Origin of the sequence: Nocardioides humi (assembly GCF_006494775.1) — a bacterium.
Lineage (GTDB): Bacteria > Actinomycetota > Actinomycetes > Propionibacteriales > Nocardioidaceae > Nocardioides > Nocardioides humi.
In genome coordinates, this window is the sequence record NZ_CP041146.1 from 5,112,207 (window position 1) to 5,128,755 (window position 16,549).

Below are 16,549 nucleotides of genomic sequence, written 5' to 3' on the forward strand. Positions count from 1 at the left end.
CGCGGACGCCGACGACCGCGTCGTGGCGGCGCAGCCAGTCGCCGAGGGCCGCGACGCCGGCGTCGCCGAGGTCGGAGGACGCCGCCCGTGCGGGGAGCCACAGGACCAGGCGTCGCCCGGCCAGCTCGGTCCGCAGGGCCGCGAGCGCCGTACGCAGGTCGTCGGGCAGGTCGCTCTCGGGGCGCAGCAGGAAGGCGTGCCGCGGCTGGCCGGTGGGCCACACCTCGACCTGGCTCGCCTCCCGCCCCTCGCCGCCCGGCGTGTCGCCGGCGGAGGAGACGACGACGTGGCGTCCCGGCCGCTTGCCCGAGGACGCCCGCGGGGAGAGCGGGTCGGGGGCCGGGGCGCCGGGCTTCGGCAGGCCCTCGCCCAGGTCGATCACGCGGTGCCGCCTCAGGTCGATCTCCCACGGCAGGGTGAGGTCGGCCGCGTGCCGGACGAACACCTGGCCGGCCCGGGCGAGGTGCTCCTGGCCGTCACGGCTCGCGAGCGGGAGCACGACGACGTTCTCGCCGTCGAGGTCGACCTCGCGCGAGCGGGTGAGGACGATCTTCTTGACGGACGGGTCGTGGCGCACCTCCTCGAAGACCGCCCGCTCGTTGCCGGTCAGGGCGTGCTCGGTCGTCGACACCGGGAAGGCCCACCAGTGGTCGAACTTGGGCGCGATCCGGTCCTCGAGGCGGAACTCCTTGCGGTTGAGGAGCTTCCGGTAGTCGATGCGGCCGTCCTCGCCGGTCCGGATCTGCGCGGTCCGGGCCAGCTTGTCGGCGGGAGCGACGCGCCGCAGGTTCCGCTCGAACATCTCGACCGGCGCGTCGGGAGCGTGCTCGAGGACGCGCTCCTTCCACCGCCCCAGGTCGGGGGTGCCGGTGGACTCGCCGACGAAGTTCCGCTTGAGCAGCGGGAAGCCCTGCGCCAGGAGGTCGAAGTAGTCGCTGGAGTACAGCGGGTGGAAGGGGTACAGGTCGGGGATGAAGGTGTCGAAGTCGAAGCCCGCGTCGATGAGGTAGTCGCTGAGCCCGATCTCGTACTTCAAGATGACGAGGTCCTTGAAGGCCTGCTTGACCACGGCCCCGAGCCGCCGGCGGAAGCCGGGGTCGGTGAACACCGGCCGCCGGAAGGCGAGCAGGTAGGAGCTCAGGTGGATCCGGTAGTGCGGGTTCCACTCCTCGACGGGCGTGTGGAGGCGCTTGGCCTCCGCGAGCGGGATGGGTCGGGTGTGTCCCTCGCCGCGGGAGAAGTCCATCTTGGTGGCCTGCATGCCCCACCAGTCGGCCGGCCGACGGTCCATCCGGGCGAAGGTCTCGTCGAGGCTGCGCAGCAGGTAGCAGCTGTCGTTGGCGAACAGGAGCTCGTCGTACTGCTCGATGGTCTCCCAGCCGACCAGCTCGGTGGCGAGCATGGAGTACGACCCGAAGTCGTAGCGGGCGTGCGGGATCGCCCACGCGGCCACGGTCACGTCGGCGAGCTTGTCGAGCTCGGCGCGGGGCATCACGCCGTCGGCGAGGTAGTAGACGTCGGCGTGGCGGCTCAGCTCGCGCAGGTAGTGCAGGACGTAGTCGTCGATGACGCCGTCCGCGTCGTAGGCGGCGTACAGGCAGATCCGCCGGGCGCCCTCCGCGAGCGCGGCGGAGTCGTGCCGCTCCGGCGTGGGCGGCGGCGTGGTGGCGTTGCCGGCGTGGCGGCCCACCAGGACGTGGAACAGCAGCGGGTCGATGTCGTCCCGGGTCGGGTCGAGGTACTCGTTCCAGTACCACCACACGTCGAAGTCGGGTCGCGGGTTGCGCAGCCACCGCCAGCCCATCCGGCAGAAGTGCTCGACCGGGTCGAGGGTCTTGTCGCGCAGCACCTTCAGGTCCGCATTGGCCTTGGCGTAGCGCCGGCCCCTCATCGCCCGGGCCGCCCTGATCACGGCGACCTCGCAGGCGAGCAGGGCCTCGGCGTCGGGGGCGTCGAGGGCGTTCGGGGCGTCGGGGCCGTCCGACGGCAGGCCGGAGCGTACGGCGTCGCGCACCAGCGCCGCCGCCGCTCGCCGGTCGTCCCGAGCCAGCGCGTGCCACCGTGCGACGAAGGCGTGCCAGGCGCTCGTGAACTCCTGGGGGTCATCGGCGCGAGCGCAGGTGGTGGACGAGCGGGTTGACGTCGAGGGGGAGCTCGGGGTGCTGGCGGCGGTAGGCGCGGGTGCTGAACCCGGGCCCGGGATCCTTGCCCGCGGCGGCCCCCGGCGCAGGTAGTGGAGGGCGGGGGAGAGCCCCTTGTCCGCCGTCGCCGGGTAGGTCCGGAGATACCACGGCCCGTCGACGAGGCCGGAGCCGTGGATCAGCGCCAGGTCCGCGCGCTCCGACCGGGTGGGGGCGTCGGGACGGACCAGCGGGCGCAGCGGTCCCCACCACCGGGCACGGCGCTCCCGCTGGACCAGGTACGCGTCGAGGACCGTCGACAGCTTGACGAGCTGCTCCTCGGCCCGCGCGCCGCGCGCGATCAGCTCGCGGTCGGCCTCCTGCTGCTTGCGGACGGCCGCCAGCTCGCGCTGGCAGGTGTCGAGGGCCTCCTGGAGCCTGGACGTCTGGTGCTCGCTGTTCGCAGGGATACCCGGCTCCACTGTGTACTGACCTCTTCGTCGCGCTTCCGCCATGCGCTTGCTCCGTCGAATCCGACCCATCGACGCTAGCATCCCCAGCCCGTCGAGCCCCGAACCACCGGCCCGTCGGCGGGCCTGCCGGGTTGGTGCGGTCGGTACCATGAGGAAGCGCCATCCATCGTGAGCCGATCCCTACTCGGAGGAGTCGAAGGTGCTGTTCGTCGCCCTGGCCGTGCTGCTGAGCCTCGTCGTCTCCGCCGTGGTGGCGCTCTACGTCGCCTACCCCCACCGCGGGGAGCGGATGCCGGTCGTCCCGTGGCTGGGCAGCGCCATGGAGCGCGCCGTCGACGCCGCGCCGGTCCTCGAGGACGACGAGCGCGACCTGCTCCGCACACGCTGAGCTCTTCGCACACGCTGAGCCGGCCGGCGCGAGCGCGTCCGCGAGCGCGTCGCTCGCTCCCACCGCGCCCGCTTCCGCGTCCGTGGCGCGGCGTGATGGGATGACCGCATGCAGGAGTGGCTCTACCTCGTCATCGGCCTCGCCGTCCTCGCGGTGCTGGCGGTCGCCGGCTTCGTCACCACGCGGGTACGACGCCCCGGCCACGCGCCCGAGCAGCCCCCCGCCGACGTCACCGGCGTCACCGATGTCATCACGCCGGCGCCGAGCGACACCGTCGAGGCGCCCGCGACCCCGACGACCCCTGTGCCACCGACCGCCGAGGTCGAGGTCGAGGAGCCGGCCGCCCCGGAGCTGGAGCGACCCGAGAAGCCCGCGTCGCGGCTGGTGCGGCTGCGGCAGCGGCTGGCGGGGTCCAACGCGCTGGGCCGGGGACTGCTCGGCCTGCTCAGCCGCGAGCAGCTGGACGAGGACACCTGGGAGGCGATCGAGGACCTGCTGCTCGGCGCCGACATCGGGGTCGCGCCGACGCAGGAGCTCGTCGAGCGGCTGCGCACCCGGCTGCGCGTCGAGGGCGGGCAGGCGCCGGACGCCCGCGCCGTGCTCCGCGAGGAGCTCATCGCCCTGGTCGACCAGGACCTGGACCGCGCGCTGAGGGTGAGCGGCGAGGGCGACGCCCCGGGCGTGGTCCTGGTCGTCGGCGTCAACGGCACCGGCAAGACCACGACCGTCGGGAAGCTGGCCCGGATCCTGGTCGCCGACGACCGTACGGCGCTGCTGGCGGCGGCCGACACCTTCCGGGCGGCCGCGACCGAGCAGCTCGCGACCTGGGGCGAGCGGGTCGGCGTCGAGGTCGTCCGCGGTCCCGAGGGCGGCGACCCGGCGAGCGTGGCGTTCGACGCGGTCAAGGAGGGCGTGGACCGCGGCGTGGACACCGTCGTGGTCGACACCGCCGGCCGGCTGCAGAACAAGCAGGGCCTGATGGACGAGCTCGGCAAGGTCAAGCGGGTCATCGAGAAGCAGGCGCCCGTCACCGAGGTGCTGCTGGTCCTGGACGCCACCACCGGCCAGAACGGCCTGATCCAGGCCAAGGTGTTCTCCGAGGTCGTCGACGTCACCGGCATCGTGCTCACCAAGCTCGACGGCTCGGCGAAGGGCGGGATCGTGGTCGCGGTGCAGCGGCAGCTCGGCGTACCCGTCAAGCTGGTCGGCCTCGGCGAGGGCCCCGACGACCTCGCGCCGTTCGACCCGGCGGCCTTCGTCGACGCGCTCCTGGGCTGACCCGCGGCGCCGGAGGGGAGTTCACGGCGCCGTAACCGGGCGGGCGCACCCGTTACCTGCCTGAAACATGGCGTCGCCTGCCGCGAAATCTCGTCCGACGAGGGTTCGGGTGTGGAAAACGGCTACTACACCTGGATGTTGGTGTCGGCCTCGCTCGTCCTCTTGATGACCGCCCCTGGCCTGGCGCTCTTCTACGGCGGCATGAGCCGGACCAAGTCGGTGCTCAACATGATGATGATGTCCTTCAGCGCCCTCGGGGTGGTGGGCATCGTGTACGCGCTGTGGGGGTGGTCGATGTCCTACAGCTCGGGCACCGCCACCGCGGACGGCGCGACGGGCGCGGAGATCGGCAAGCTCTTCGCCAACCCGTTCACGCAGTTCGGACTCGAGAGCACCGACCCCGAGAACTACGTCTTCGTCGCCTTCCAGCTGACCTTCGCGGTGATCACCGCCGCGCTGATCAGCGGCGCGGTGGCGGACCGGATGAAGTTCTCCGCCTGGCTGGTCTTCCTGCCGATCTGGGTGACGCTGTCGTACTTCCCGCTGGCGCACATGGTCTGGGGCGGCGGCCTGCTCAGCGACGTCGAGAACGGCCTGGCCGACCTGCTGTTCGCCGGCGACGGCGCGGCCGCGGTGGCACCGATCGACTACGCCGGCGGCACGGTCGTCCACATCAACGCCGGTGTCGCGGGCCTGGTCCTCGCGCTGCTCCTCGGCAAGCGGCTCGGCTTCGGCAAGGAGCCGATGAAGCCGCACAACCTGACCCTGACGATGATCGGCGCCGGGCTGCTGTGGTTCGGCTGGTTCGGCTTCAACGTCGGCTCGATCGTCAACCTCGACGACTACACGACCGAGACCGGCCTGGTCTGGCTCAACACCACGCTCGCCACCTGCGCGGCGATGATGGGCTGGCTGCTGGTGGAGAAGCTCCGCGACGGCCACGCGACCTCCCTCGGCGCCGCCTCCGGCGTCGTGGCCGGCCTGGTCGCGATCACCCCGTCCTGCGGCAACCTCGTGCCCTGGAGCGCGATCGTGCTCGGCCTGGTCGCGGGCGGCGTGTGCGCGCTCGCCGTCGGCCTGAAGTACCGGTTCGGGTACGACGACTCGCTCGACGTCGTCGGCGTGCACCTCGTCGGCGGCCTGATCGGCACCATCGGCGTCGGCTTCCTCGCCTCCGACAGCGGCGGCCTGCTCACCGGCGGCGGCCCGCGCCAGCTGGTCGTGCAGGTCGTGGTCGCCCTCTTCGCCATGGTCTGGTCCGCGGCCGCCACCCTGATCGCCGCACTGCTGGTCAAGGCCGTCGTGGGCCTGCGGATCCAGGAGGAGGACGAGGTCGAGGGGATCGACTTCGTCGAGCACGGCGAGGCGGCCTACGATCTCACCACCGGCGGCGGCGCCGCCCGGCGTACCTCGCTCCTGAGCACGTCCACCCCTTCGGAGGTAAGCGCATGAAGCTGGTCACCGCGGTCATCAAGCCGCACAAGTGGGAGGACGTCCGGGAGGCGCTGGAGGCGTTCGGCGTCACCGGGATGACGGTCAGCGAGGTCAGCGGCTACGGCCGGCAGAAGGGCCACACCGAGGTCTACCGCGGCGCGGAGTACGACATCGCGCTGGTGCCCAAGATCCGGATCGAGATCGTCGTCGACGACGCCGACGCGACCGACATCGTCGGGATCATCACCAAGACCGCCCACACCGGCCGGATCGGCGACGGCAAGGTCTGGGTGAGCCCCATCGAGTCCGTCGTCCGCGTGCGGACCGGCGACACGGACGCGGCCGCTCTCTGACCGCGAGCGAGCGAGCGGCCCGGACCGAGGCCGCCGACACCCTCTGCATCAGCGCGTACGACTCCGCGGCCGGTCCCGACTCCGGGGTGGCCCTGGTCGCGGTGGGCGGCTACGGTCGCGGTGAGCTCGCGCCGTACTCCGACCTCGACGTGGTGCTCGTGGCCGACGAGGGCGTCGACGAGGAGCGGTGGACCGCGCTGGCGGGCCAGGTGTGGTACCCGCTGTGGGACTCCGGCGCGCGGCTGGACCACGCCGTCCGCACCCTGCCGGAGATGCTCACCGCCGCGGAGGGCGACGTGCGGGTCGCCTCGGGGCTGCTCGACGTCCGCCACGTCGCGGGCGACCACAGCGTCGCGCTGCGGCTGCGGACCACGACCCTGACGCAGTGGCGCCGGCAGGCCCGCGAGCGGCTGCCCGAGCTGCACGAGCTGGTCCGCAGCCGGCACCGGCTGGTCGGTGAGCTCGCGCACCTCTCGCTGCCCGACCTGAAGGAGGCCGAGGGCGGCCTGCGCGACGCCACCGTGCTCAAGAGCCTCACCGCGACCTGGCTGGTCGACGTCCCGGCCGCCGACCTGGAGCGCTGCCGACAGCAGCTGCTCGACGTCCGGGACGTGCTCCACGCCGCGGCCGGACGCGCGACCGACCGGATCGCCCCCGAGCACTGGGCTCCGCTGGCCGAGGGCCTGGGCCTGCCGGACGAGACGGCGGCGCAGCGGTACGTCCGCGAGCTCGGGCGCCGGGTCACCCACCTCTCGCGGCTGGCCTGGCGGCGTACCGAGGACGCGCTGCGGCGCACCCCGGCGGCGCGCCCCCGGCGTCCGGAGCTGGAGCGGGTCGCACCCGGCATCGCGCTCTCCCGCGGCGAGATCGTGCTGGAGCGGACCGCCAAGCCGGCCGGTGACCCGGTGCTGCTGCTGCGCGCCGCTGCCGAGGCGGCGGTGCGCGACCTCGTCCTCGCGCCGCCGACCGCGGCCCGGCTGGTGCGCGAGTGCCCGCCGCTGCCCGACCCCTGGCCGGACGAGGCGCGCCGGCAGCTGGTCCGGCTGCTCGCCGCCGGGCCCGGCCTGCTGCCCGTGTGGGAGACGCTGGAGGAGACCGGCGCGCTGGCGCGGATCCTCCCCGAATGGGAGCGGATCCGGCTGCTGCCGCACGCCTCGGCCATCCACCGCTTCACGGTCGACCGGCACGTCGTGGAGACCTGCGTCGAGGCGTCCACGCTGATCCGGGACGTCTCCCGTCCCGACGTGCTGGTCGTGGCGGCGCTGCTGCACGACATCGGCAAGGGCGAGCTGACCGAGCACAGCGTCGCGGGCGCGCCGATCGCCCGGGCGATCGCCACCCGGATGGGCTTCGGGCCCGCCGAGGTCGATCTGATCGGCGGACTCGTGCGCTGGCACCTGCTGCTCGCCGGCGTCGCCACCACCCGCGACCCCGACGATCCCGCCACCATCGACGCGCTCCTCGAGCACGTCGACAGCCTCGACGCGCTGGCGCTGCTCACCGCGCTCACCGAGGCCGACGCGAAGGCCGCCTCGGCCAAGGCGTGGTCGTCGTGGCGGGCCGGGCTCGTCCTCGACCTCTCCCGGCGCGCCCGCGCGGCCCTGGAGCGGGGGAGCGTGCCGCCGGCGTTCAGCGTCGACGAGATCCCCGTCCCACCCGGTGTCGCCGACGGCGAGGTGTCGGTCGTCGTCGAGCCGGTGGCCGACGGCTCCCGGGTCACGGTCGTCGCCCTCGACCGGGTCGGGCTGCTCGCCGACGTCGCCGCCGTGTTCGCGCTGCGCCGGGTCACGGTGCGCGCGGCGCGGCTGTGGGCGCAGGGGGAGTACGCCGTCTCGGTCTGGGACGTCGCCGACGGCGGCCTCGACCCCGGGGCAGTGCGCGACCAGCTGGACGCGATCACCTCGCGCCGGGTCGACCCCGCCGCCCGGCTCGCCCCGCGGCACCGGCCGGGCGACCTCGACCCGGCGGTCGTCGTGCGCCCGGAGGCGAGCGACCACGCGACCGTGATCGAGGTGCGGGCGGCCGACCGGCTCGGCGTCGTCCACCTGGTCAGCGCGGCCCTCGCCGCCCTCGACATGACCGTCCGCTCCGCCCACATCTCCACGCTGGGCCCCCAGGCGGTGGACGTGTTCTACGTGCAGGAGTCCGCGGCCGGCGCACTGTCGGACACCCGGGCCGCCGAGGCCGCCCACGCCGTACGGGAGGCGATCTCCCAGGCTCCGGATCGATGATCGCCCGCCAGCGGCGCCGGAGTGGCGTGCCTCATCCGCCGATCTCGAACACGACGTAGTCGCCCGACCGGAACCGAAGCTCGGCGAGCTCGCGCAGTCGGCCGACCCTCGACTCGTAGCGCCTGTCGACCAGCATCCACCGGACGCCGCGCTCCTGCAGGGCCGCGATCGACTCCGCGGAGGGCTGGGCGAAGGCCCGGTCGTTGATCGCGAGCAGCTCGTCGTCCCAGAACGGCAGGAACGACGAGTTGTTGATCGCGGTGGACTCCAGCCCGACGATCTCGGGCGGGATGTAGGCCCAACCCTCGACGAGGACATGGCGCTCGGTGTAGGCCGACATCCAGAAGTTGCGCCGGTCGCAGTTCGGCTCCGGTCCTCGGAGGCAGTGCGCGTTGGTCGCGACCAGGTCGTCGGGGTCGGAGTGGTCGCGGATGTAGCGCGCCGCGACGATGCCGCCGTTGGCGATCATGGTGTCCGCCGCACGAGGCTCGGGCCAGTCGCCGAGCTGCCCGACCACGCCGCCGGCGCGGACGAAGCCCGCTCCCAGGATCGTGAAGACCACGAGCGCGGCGACCGGGCCGCGGGACCACCCGCGGCGGTGGGCGACGAGAGCCATGACGAGGGCGGCGACGCCCAGGAGGAGGGCGGCCACCACCTGCGGCAGCACGATGGCCCGGGCGACGGACGACACCACGTCGGCGCCGCCGCTCGGCCCCTGGTCGCCGGTGAGCGCGGCGACCAGCGCCGTCAGCAGCGCACCCAGGACGCCCGCGCCGAGAAGTCCCCACGCCCGGGCGCGCGGCAACCGGTCGCCGAGCATCGCCGAGATCCCGATCGCGCACGTGATGGCCATCGTCGGTGCCGCCCCGCGGATGAAGTAGACCTGCGCGAAGCCCGGGTGGCCGAACGAGAAGCCCGCGCCGATCGCGGCCGCCATGACACCGATCAGCAGCTGGTGCTCGGCCCGCCGCCACCGGCCACCGGGGAGCAGGCCGACGAAGCCGACGACCGACAGCAGCAGCGCGACCACGAAGGTGACGGCGACGATCGCCGTCACCGAGCCGGGCACGACCTCGTCGACGTCGGTCCAGCCGAGAACGCGCGCCATCTGCTCGGCGGTGTCCAGGGGAGCGAACTCCATCGAGCGCGAGTTGCCGCCGTAGAAGACGCGCTGCGCGATGAGGAACACCGCAGCCGACGTGCCGAACAGGGCCAGCGGCACGCGCCACCGCCCGGTGCGCAGCACCAGCTGGACGACCAGCGCGAGGAACAGGCCGGCCACGATGGGGGGCAGCGTCGACGACTTGGCGCCGGAGACGGCGATCATCAGGCCGGCGAGGGGGAGCCACGACCGCCAGCTCAGTCGATCGTCACGCAATGCCTCGAACAGCAGGACGACCAGAGGGATCACCAACGCCGACGCGAACGCGTGGGTCGGGCTCTGGAACGCGATGTCGACGGCGTACACGGGCCACGCGAGCGGAGCGACCGCCGTCGTCCAGCCGAACGCGTCCGGTGCTCCCGACAAGGCGAGCACGCCGGCGGCCAGGACGCCGAGCCACGGCCGCTGGGTGAGCCGGTTGACCGCCGCCGCGGCGCCGAGCACGGTCAGCGACACGAACAATGCGATCGATCCGACCCGGAGCAGCACGATCGGCTCGATGCCGGTGACCGTGCTGGCCGAAGCCACGTGCACGTACGTCAGCCAGTGGTAGAAGAGCGGCACTCCGTCGACCCAGGGGAAGTCGGCCGGGACGTGGTGCTTGAGCTCGCCGGCGAGCGCCAGGTGGAAGGGCTCGTCCACGTACGGCGCCCGCAGCCGGGTCACCGGCTCCGCGGCCCACACGCTCCGGGCGGTCACGACCGCGACGAGCCCGAGCAGTGCGCCCAACGCCCACGTCCACCAGCCGCCGTGGGACGCGTCGCCGTCGTCCGCCTCGCGATCCGGGCCGCGGAGCGTCAGCCGGACGTCGCGGCCCCGCGTCGCCGCGAGGTACGCGATCGCGCCCGCCGGCAGTGCCGCGACCAGCCAGGGGAACCCGATCGCGCGGCCGATCAGGTAGACCGGCAGCTCGGCGGCCAGCCCGACGATGGTGCCCAGGACGAGCATCTCGAACAGGGGACGGCCGGCACCGCCCGCCAGCCGCCACAGCACCGAGCCGGGCAGGGTCAGGAAGACGGCGACGTACGCGACCAGCTTGACGAGGTCGACCGGCCGGACGTCCGAGACGCCGGCGGCGAGCCCCAGGGCGAGGACGAGAACGATCCCTGCGGGCCACACACCGGAACGGGCGATCGACGTCAGGTCGCGTTTCGTCGGTGTCGGCATGGCCCTCGTTCTCTAGGTTCCTCTAGCGGTCCGCACGGCCGGCACCGTGGCGATGAGCCTGTAGTTTGGCGCATCATGACCAACGCGCGCGCACATACTATCTCCGTCGTCGTCCCGGTCTATCGAGGCGCCACCACGCTCCCGTCGGTGGTCGACGAGCTCATCGGGCTCGCCGCAGGCTTCCGCACGCCGGACGGCCACGACGCGGAGATCAGCGAGATCGTGCTGGTCCACGACCACGGACCGGACGAGTCCGACGCCGTGATCCGCGAGCTCGCGGCCACCCACGACGCCGTGCGTCCGGTGTGGCTGAGCCGCAACTTCGGCCAGCACGCCGCGACACTCGCGGGCATGGCGTCGTCGGGAGGCGAGTGGATCGTCACCATGGACGAGGACGGCCAGCACGACCCGGCCGGCATCGGTCCGATGCTCGACACCGCGCTGCGCGAGCACGCCCCGTTGGTCTACGCCGAGCCCACCAACCCGGCGCCGCACGGACCGCTCCGCAACCTCCTGTCCAAGGGGGCGAAGCGGGTGGTGGACTCGTTGCTGGGCGGGCACGACACCCGCCTGTTCCACAGCTTCCGCCTCGTGGCCGGCGAGTACGCCCGCAGCGTGTCGGCATACGCCGCCGCTGGCGTCTACCTCGACGTCGCGCTCGGCTGGGTCGCCGGGCGCGTCGCGACCAGTCCGGTCACGCTGCGCGCCGAGGGCGACCGCCCGTCCGGCTACAACCTGCGCTCGCTCCTCTCGCACTTCTGGCGCATGGTGCTCACCAGCGGCACCCGCCTGCTGCGGGTGGTGAGCCTGGCCGGCGCCGCGCTGGCCCTGGTCGGCGTGGTGTTCGCGATCTACCTCGTCGTCGCCCGTGTCGTCGGGGCGATCGAGGTCGAGGGCTGGACCGCGCTCATGGTGGCCATCCTCCTGTGCACCGGCGCGATCATGATGTCGCTGGGCGTGATCGCCGAGTACCTCGGCGTGGCGGTCAACATGGCCCTCGGGAAGCCGCTCTACGTCATCGTCGGCGACCCTGCGGAGGGCCCGTTGGGACCTCGTCCGACGCAGGCCCGTCGTGACTGAGCGGCCACACGCCCTCGTCGTCGGCGGCGGGGGACTCCTCGGCAGTCACGTCCTGGGAGCGCTGCGCGCCGAGGGGATCCCGGCCGTCGGCGTGCCGGTGCCGTGGAGCCACCACGATGCTGCGCGAGCGGCGCTGCGCCAGTCCTTCGAGGACATCGCGGCGCGGGCCGCGGGCGGGCCGATCGACGTCCTCTGGTGCGCGGGCGCGGGCGTCGTCGCCACGCCCAGGGAGGCGCTGGAGGCCGAGGTCCTGCTCTTCCGCGAGATCCTCGACGACCTCGCCGAGGTCCTGCCGGCGAACAGCGACCTCGCGTTCTTCCTCGCCTCCTCCGCCGGAGGGGTGTACGCCGGCTCGGTGCGCCCGCCGTTCACCGAGGAGACCGTCCCGAAGCCGCTCACGCCGTACGGCGAGGCGAAGCTCGCCATGGAGCACGCGCTGCTCGAGCGACTCGACCACCTGGCAGGGGTGGCGCTCATCGGGCGGCTGGCCAACCTCTACGGGCCGGGCCAGGACCTCAGCAAGCCGCAGGGCCTGATGTCGCGCCTGTGCGTGGTGCACCTGACCGGGGAGCCGCTGGCGGTCCGCGTCTCGCTCGACACGATCCGCGACTACCTCTACGTCGAGGACTGCGCGGACATGGTCGTCGCCGGCCTCGCCGGCCTCAGGGAGCGGGCGGAGACGACCGGCGAGCGATCGGTCGTCAAGGTGATGGCGACCGGTCAGGGCACGACGGTCGCGCAGCTGATCGGCGAGTCGAACCGGATCTTCCACCGCCGGGCGCGGATGAGCGTGATCAGCGGCTCCGCGCATGGCCAGGTCCGGGACCTGCGCCTGAGGAGCGTGGTCTGGCCCGAGCTGCAGCGCCACATCCGGACCCCCCTGCCTGCGGGGTTCCACCGCACAGCGGATGATGTAGCCGGCAAGGTCTTCTCCGGGGCCTTGGTCGAATCGAACCGGAAGGGAGCGCGATGAGTGCCACGCCGCGGGTTGCCGAAGGCGGTTCGCCGTCGATCGAGCAGAGTGGCTACTGGTGGTACCGCGCCCGCTCCGAGCTGCTGCGCGCGGCCCTGGAGCGGTACGTCGGGAGCCCGCGCCGGCTGCTCGACGTCGGCAGCGCGGACGGTCCCAGCGTCGGCTGGCTGCGCGGTCGCGCCGGTCACCACGTGTCGCTCGACCTCGACCCCCGTGGTCTCGCGCCGGGCGGCGTCTGCGGGTCCGCATTGCAGCTGCCGTTCGCCGACCGGGCGTTCGACCTCGTCGCCGCGTTCGACGTCATCGAGCACTGCGAGCCCGAGGCGACGGCGCTCGCCGAGATCGAGCGGGTGCTCACCGTGGGCGGGCGCTTCCTGATGTCGGTGCCGGCCTACCAGTGGGCCTGGACCAGTCACGACGTGTGGAACCACCACCACCGCCGCTACACGCGCAAGCGGGCGACCGCAGCGCTCGAGGCGGCCGGGTTCGCGATCGAGCGCGCCACCTACGCGTTCACCGGCACCTTCCCGATGTTCGCCGCGTCGCGGGTCGTGCAGCGCCTCAAGGAGCGCGGCAGGCCGATCGAGCCGCTCGAGGAGGGTGCCGTGCCGCCGCTCCCGGAGGTCTCGCCCGGCATCGAGAAGGTGCTGATGAAGGCCTCCGCCTGGGACGAGCGGACCCTCGGCAGGCGCGACCTGCCGTTCGGCTCGTCGGTGGTGGTCGCCGCCGTCAAGCGCTGAGAGCGGGTGCGACGGGGGCGTCCCCCGCCGGCATCCCGCGCCGGCCCCTGCTCAGACGGTCGAGGTCATCAGCCACATCGCGGCCGGGACCCGCATGGAGTCCAGGTGGCGACCGTCGACCTTGTCGAACGAGCCGCGCGCGAGCGCCATGAAGCCGTCGGCGTCGCGCACGAACTCGCCGCGGTCGTTGTCCGAGATCCACTTCGAGATCCTGCCCTGGCCGGGGCTGTAGCAGGTGTCGACCGTCACCAGCCGGCCACCCGGGTTGAGCTTCTCGGCGCACAGGCGCATCAGCTCCTGGGCGTGAGCGTCGTCGACGTGGTGAAGGAGGCCGAGCATCAGGACGACGTCGAACTCAGGCAGGCCGGCGGCAGCGTCGGCGTCGAAGATCCCGTGGTGGAAGGACGCGCTCGGGAACCTCCTGCCGGCCCATTCGAGATAGGGCTGGGAGGTGTCGAAGCCGTGGTACGTGATGTCGCTCGGCAGCCGGTCGAGGTAGTAGGCGGGGCCGCAGCCGATGTCGAGGACCGTCTCGCCGGGCTGGATGCCGGCCGCCTCGAGAGCCGCGTAGCGGAGCCGGTCGGCGCCCAGGGCCTTCTGCAGGCCGATGTAGGCGTTGACGTTGGACAGCAGCTTCTTCACGGGTCCTCCGGAGCAGGGTGCGATGGCGTCCGAGTCAATCACGATGGGGGACGGCGGGGATCCATCGGCCTCGGCGGGGCCCCGCGCGGCCGGTCAGCAGCAGCGCGACTGCGGGCTGTGCTCGCGCCGGTCGGCGCGGTGCCGCTCCCAGGCCCGCCGCGTCATCGGCGCGGTGCCGTCGCGGGCGCAGCGCTCGACGTACTCGTCCCAGCGGGCCTCGCCGGTCGCCTCCCGGACGTACCAGCGCAGCCCGCGCCAGACCCGTACCAGCGTGCTCATCGGGAACTCCCGGCCATCCGCGACTCCTCCCACTCGCGTACGGCGGCCTTCTCCTCCGCCGTCGCGAAGAAGTCGGAGGGCGCGACGATCTCCGACGGCACGGCCGGCACCTCGGTGGTCGGGAGGCCGCCGGCCCGCAGGGCGCGGACCCAGACGACGACGGCGTTGGCGACCACCACGATCACCAGGACCGCGAAGGTCAGCTGGAGGATGCCGTTGACCGTCGAGTTCGTGATCACCTGGTCCATCTGGCCGGCGTCCTTCGCGGGGGCGAGGATCTCGCCGGCGTCGCGGGCGTCGCGGTAGCGGTCGGCCTGGGCGAAGTAGCCGATCGCGGGGTTGTCGGAGAAGACCTTCTGCCAGCTCGCGGTCATCGTGGTGACCAGGTCCCACACGAGGGGGACCAGCGGCACCCACACCCAGCGGGCCTTGCCGTGCTTGAGCATCAGCGTCACGCAGAGGCAGAGCGCGATCGCGGCGAGCAGCTGGTTGGAGATGCCGAACAGCGGGAACAGCTGGTTGATCCCGCCCAGGGGATCGGTCACGCCGACGTAGAGCATGTAGCCCCAGGCGGCGACGACCAACGCGCTGGCCGACCAGGCGGCGGGGCGCCACGACGTGTCGGCGTACCGGGGCCAGAGGTTGCCGATCGTGTCCTGCAGCATGAACCGGCCGACCCGGGTGCCGGCGTCGACGGCGGTGAGGATGAACAGCGCCTCGAACATGATCGCGAAGTGGTACCAGAAGGCCGCCAGCCCGCCGCCGAACGCGTCGGTGAAGATCTGGGAGATGCCGACGGCCAGCGTGGGGGCGCCACCGGTCCGGGAGACCAGGGTGGGCTCCTGGACGGCGGCCGCCGCCTGGGTGAGCGTGTCGGGGGAGAGGGTGAAGCCGAGCGTGCCGACGAACTCGGCCGCGCTCGACGCGGTGCCGCCGGTGGCGCCCGCGGGGCTGTTCATCGCGAAGTAGAGGCCCTGGTCGATCACGCAGGCGGCGATCAGCGCGCTGATGGCGACGAAGGACTCCATCAGCATGCCGCCGTACCCGATCATCCGGACGTGGCTCTCCTTGGCGATCATCTTCGGGGTCGTGCCCGACGAGATGAGCGCATGGAAGCCCGACAGCGCACCGCACGCGATCGTGATGAACACGAACGGGAACAGCTTGCCGGCGAACACCGGCCCGTCGCCGTCCATCGCGAAGCTGGTGACGTCGTCGTTGGCCAGGACCGGGCGGGCCAGGACGAGACCCACGGCCAGCAGGAGGATCACGCCGACCTTCATGAACGTCGACAGGTAGTCGCGGGGCGTCAGCAGCATCCAGACCGGCAGCACCGAGGCGACGAAGCCGTAGACGATCAGGCAGATCGTCAGCGTCTCGTGGGACAGGGTGAGGGTGTCGCCGAGGCCGGTGTCGTCGACCCAGCCGCCGACCACGATGGCGGCCAGCAGCAGCGCGACGCCGATCGCGGTGGTCTCCGCGACCCGGCCGGGACGGAGATAGCGCAGGTAGAAGCCCATGAACAGCGCGATCGGGATGGTCAGGCCGATCGAGAACACGCCCCACGGCGACTCGGCGAGCGCGTTGACCACCACCAGCGCGAGCACCGCCAGGATGATGATCATGATCGCGAACACCGCGATCAGCGCGGCGGTGCCGCCGACCGTGCCGATCTCCTCGCGCACCATCTGGCCCAGGCTCTTGCCGTCGCGGCGCATCGAGAAGAACAGCACCATCATGTCCTGCACGGCACCGGCCAGGATCACGCCGACGATGATCCAGATCGTGCCCGGCAGGTAGCCCATCTGCGCCGCCAGCACCGGCCCCACGAGCGGTCCCGCGCCCGCGATCGCCGCGAAGTGGTGACCGAACAGCACTCTCCGGTCGGTGACATCGAAGTCCTGCCCGTTCTCCAGCCGCTCGGCCGGCGTAGCGCGGGCGTCGTCGACCTGCAGCACCCGGTGGGCGATGAACCGGGCGTAGAACCGGTACGCGATCGCGTACGACGCCAGCGCCGCGAACAGGATCCACAGCGCCGACACCTCCTCGCCGCGGGAGAGCGCGAGCACCGTCCAGCAGACCGCTCCGACGACGGCGATCCCGCCCCAGATCGCGATGCCGGCCGGTGTCATCCGGCGGCCGGGGCCACCGGGGCGTCGTACAGGTGTCGTGGTTGCCATCGTGGATCCTCCTCGACCCGGCGGGGTGCCCCCGATGGCACTCCCGACC

12 protein-coding genes and 1 pseudogene are annotated in these 16,549 nt (G+C 72.7%); 8 read left to right on the top strand and 5 right to left on the bottom strand.

The window, feature by feature from the left end:
- Positions 1 to 787: 787 nt before the first annotated feature.
- A pseudogene (locus FIV44_RS33725) lies at positions 788 to 2,743 on the bottom strand (rhamnan synthesis F family protein); the annotation flags it as partial.
- A 49-nt stretch (positions 2,744 to 2,792) separates the two neighbouring features.
- Here FIV44_RS33725 and FIV44_RS24695 point away from each other — a divergent pair.
- The 5 genes from FIV44_RS24695 to FIV44_RS24710 all read left to right on the top strand — a co-directional run bounded on the left by FIV44_RS24695 (position 2,793) and on the right by FIV44_RS24710 (position 8,277).
- Positions 2,793 to 2,981, top strand: a complete 189-nt coding sequence (locus FIV44_RS24695) for a hypothetical protein (protein ID WP_141006763.1) — start codon at positions 2,793 to 2,795, stop codon at positions 2,979 to 2,981.
- A 108-nt stretch (positions 2,982 to 3,089) separates the two neighbouring features.
- Positions 3,090 to 4,259: a signal recognition particle-docking protein FtsY gene (gene ftsY / locus FIV44_RS24700; RefSeq protein ID WP_141006764.1), complete on the top strand. Its 1,170-nt coding sequence runs from the start codon at positions 3,090 to 3,092 to the stop codon at positions 4,257 to 4,259.
- A gap of 135 nt (positions 4,260 to 4,394) precedes the next feature.
- A complete protein-coding gene (locus tag FIV44_RS24705; RefSeq protein WP_141008050.1) occupies positions 4,395 to 5,711 on the top strand; it encodes an ammonium transporter in 1,317 nt (438 codons plus the stop codon).
- Positions 5,708 to 6,046: a P-II family nitrogen regulator gene (locus FIV44_RS30840; RefSeq protein ID WP_181410807.1), complete on the top strand. Its 339-nt coding sequence runs from the start codon at positions 5,708 to 5,710 to the stop codon at positions 6,044 to 6,046. The genes FIV44_RS24705 and FIV44_RS30840 overlap by 4 nt, the downstream gene beginning before the upstream one ends.
- Positions 6,047 to 6,093: 47 nt before the next feature.
- The gene (locus FIV44_RS24710; protein ID WP_246087065.1) at positions 6,094 to 8,277 is read left to right on the top strand and encodes a [protein-PII] uridylyltransferase; all 2,184 of its coding nucleotides are present in this window, start codon (positions 6,094 to 6,096) and stop codon (positions 8,275 to 8,277) included.
- Positions 8,278 to 8,308: 31 nt separating this feature from the next.
- On the opposite strand, the gene FIV44_RS24715 is transcribed toward FIV44_RS24710, so the two are convergent.
- A complete protein-coding gene (locus FIV44_RS24715) occupies positions 8,309 to 10,606 on the bottom strand; it encodes a hypothetical protein (protein WP_141006766.1) in 2,298 nt (765 codons plus the stop codon).
- Positions 10,607 to 10,681: 75 nt separating this feature from the next.
- On the opposite strand from FIV44_RS24715, the gene FIV44_RS24720 reads away from it, so the two are divergent.
- From FIV44_RS24720 to FIV44_RS24730, 3 genes are read left to right on the top strand one after another with little or no spacing between them, the layout of a single operon-like run.
- Positions 10,682 to 11,686 carry a glycosyltransferase gene (locus tag FIV44_RS24720; RefSeq protein WP_181410808.1) on the top strand — a complete coding sequence of 335 codons (1,005 nt, stop codon included), beginning with the start codon at positions 10,682 to 10,684 and terminating at the stop codon, positions 11,684 to 11,686.
- Complete coding sequence (locus tag FIV44_RS24725) at positions 11,679 to 12,659, top strand: SDR family oxidoreductase (protein ID WP_181410809.1); 981 nt, start codon at positions 11,679 to 11,681, stop codon at positions 12,657 to 12,659. Before FIV44_RS24720 ends, FIV44_RS24725 begins: the two co-directional genes overlap by 8 nt.
- Complete coding sequence (locus FIV44_RS24730) at positions 12,656 to 13,399, top strand: class I SAM-dependent methyltransferase (RefSeq protein ID WP_141006768.1); 744 nt, start codon at positions 12,656 to 12,658, stop codon at positions 13,397 to 13,399. The genes FIV44_RS24725 and FIV44_RS24730 overlap by 4 nt, the downstream gene beginning before the upstream one ends.
- Before the next feature lie 51 nt (positions 13,400 to 13,450).
- On the opposite strand, the gene FIV44_RS24735 is transcribed toward FIV44_RS24730, so the two are convergent.
- The 3 genes from FIV44_RS24735 to FIV44_RS24745 all read right to left on the bottom strand — a co-directional run bounded on the left by FIV44_RS24735 (position 13,451) and on the right by FIV44_RS24745 (position 16,500).
- Entirely contained in the window at positions 13,451 to 14,041 is a 591-nt protein-coding gene (locus FIV44_RS24735; protein WP_181410810.1) for a class I SAM-dependent methyltransferase, read from the bottom strand.
- A gap of 93 nt (positions 14,042 to 14,134) precedes the next feature.
- Positions 14,135 to 14,320, bottom strand: a complete 186-nt coding sequence (locus FIV44_RS24740) for a YbdD/YjiX family protein (RefSeq protein WP_141006770.1) — start codon at positions 14,318 to 14,320, stop codon at positions 14,135 to 14,137.
- Positions 14,317 to 16,500: a carbon starvation CstA family protein gene (locus FIV44_RS24745; protein ID WP_141006771.1), complete on the bottom strand. Its 2,184-nt coding sequence runs from the start codon at positions 16,498 to 16,500 to the stop codon at positions 14,317 to 14,319. The genes FIV44_RS24740 and FIV44_RS24745 overlap by 4 nt, the downstream gene beginning before the upstream one ends.
- Between the last annotated feature and the right edge of the window lie 49 nt (positions 16,501 to 16,549).

Bases quoted from the DNA above. Each gene is read 5' to 3' on its own strand.
- FIV44_RS24740 (WP_141006770.1), bottom strand. From the start codon at position 14,320: ATGAGCACGCTGGTACGGGTCTGGCGCGGGCTGCGCTGGTACGTCCGG.
- FIV44_RS24730 (WP_141006768.1), top strand. From the start codon at position 12,656: ATGAGTGCCACGCCGCGGGTTGCCGAAGGCGGTTCGCCGTCGATCGAG.
- FIV44_RS30840 (WP_181410807.1), top strand. From the start codon at position 5,708: ATGAAGCTGGTCACCGCGGTCATCAAGCCGCACAAGTGGGAGGACGTC.
- ftsY (WP_141006764.1), top strand. From the start codon at position 3,090: ATGCAGGAGTGGCTCTACCTCGTCATCGGCCTCGCCGTCCTCGCGGTG.
- FIV44_RS24720 (WP_181410808.1), top strand. From the start codon at position 10,682: ATGACCAACGCGCGCGCACATACTATCTCCGTCGTCGTCCCGGTCTAT.
- FIV44_RS24715 (WP_141006766.1), bottom strand. From the start codon at position 10,606: ATGCCGACACCGACGAAACGCGACCTGACGTCGATCGCCCGTTCCGGT.
- FIV44_RS24705 (WP_141008050.1), top strand. From the start codon at position 4,395: ATGTTGGTGTCGGCCTCGCTCGTCCTCTTGATGACCGCCCCTGGCCTG.
- FIV44_RS24745 (WP_141006771.1), bottom strand. From the start codon at position 16,500: ATGGCAACCACGACACCTGTACGACGCCCCGGTGGCCCCGGCCGCCGG.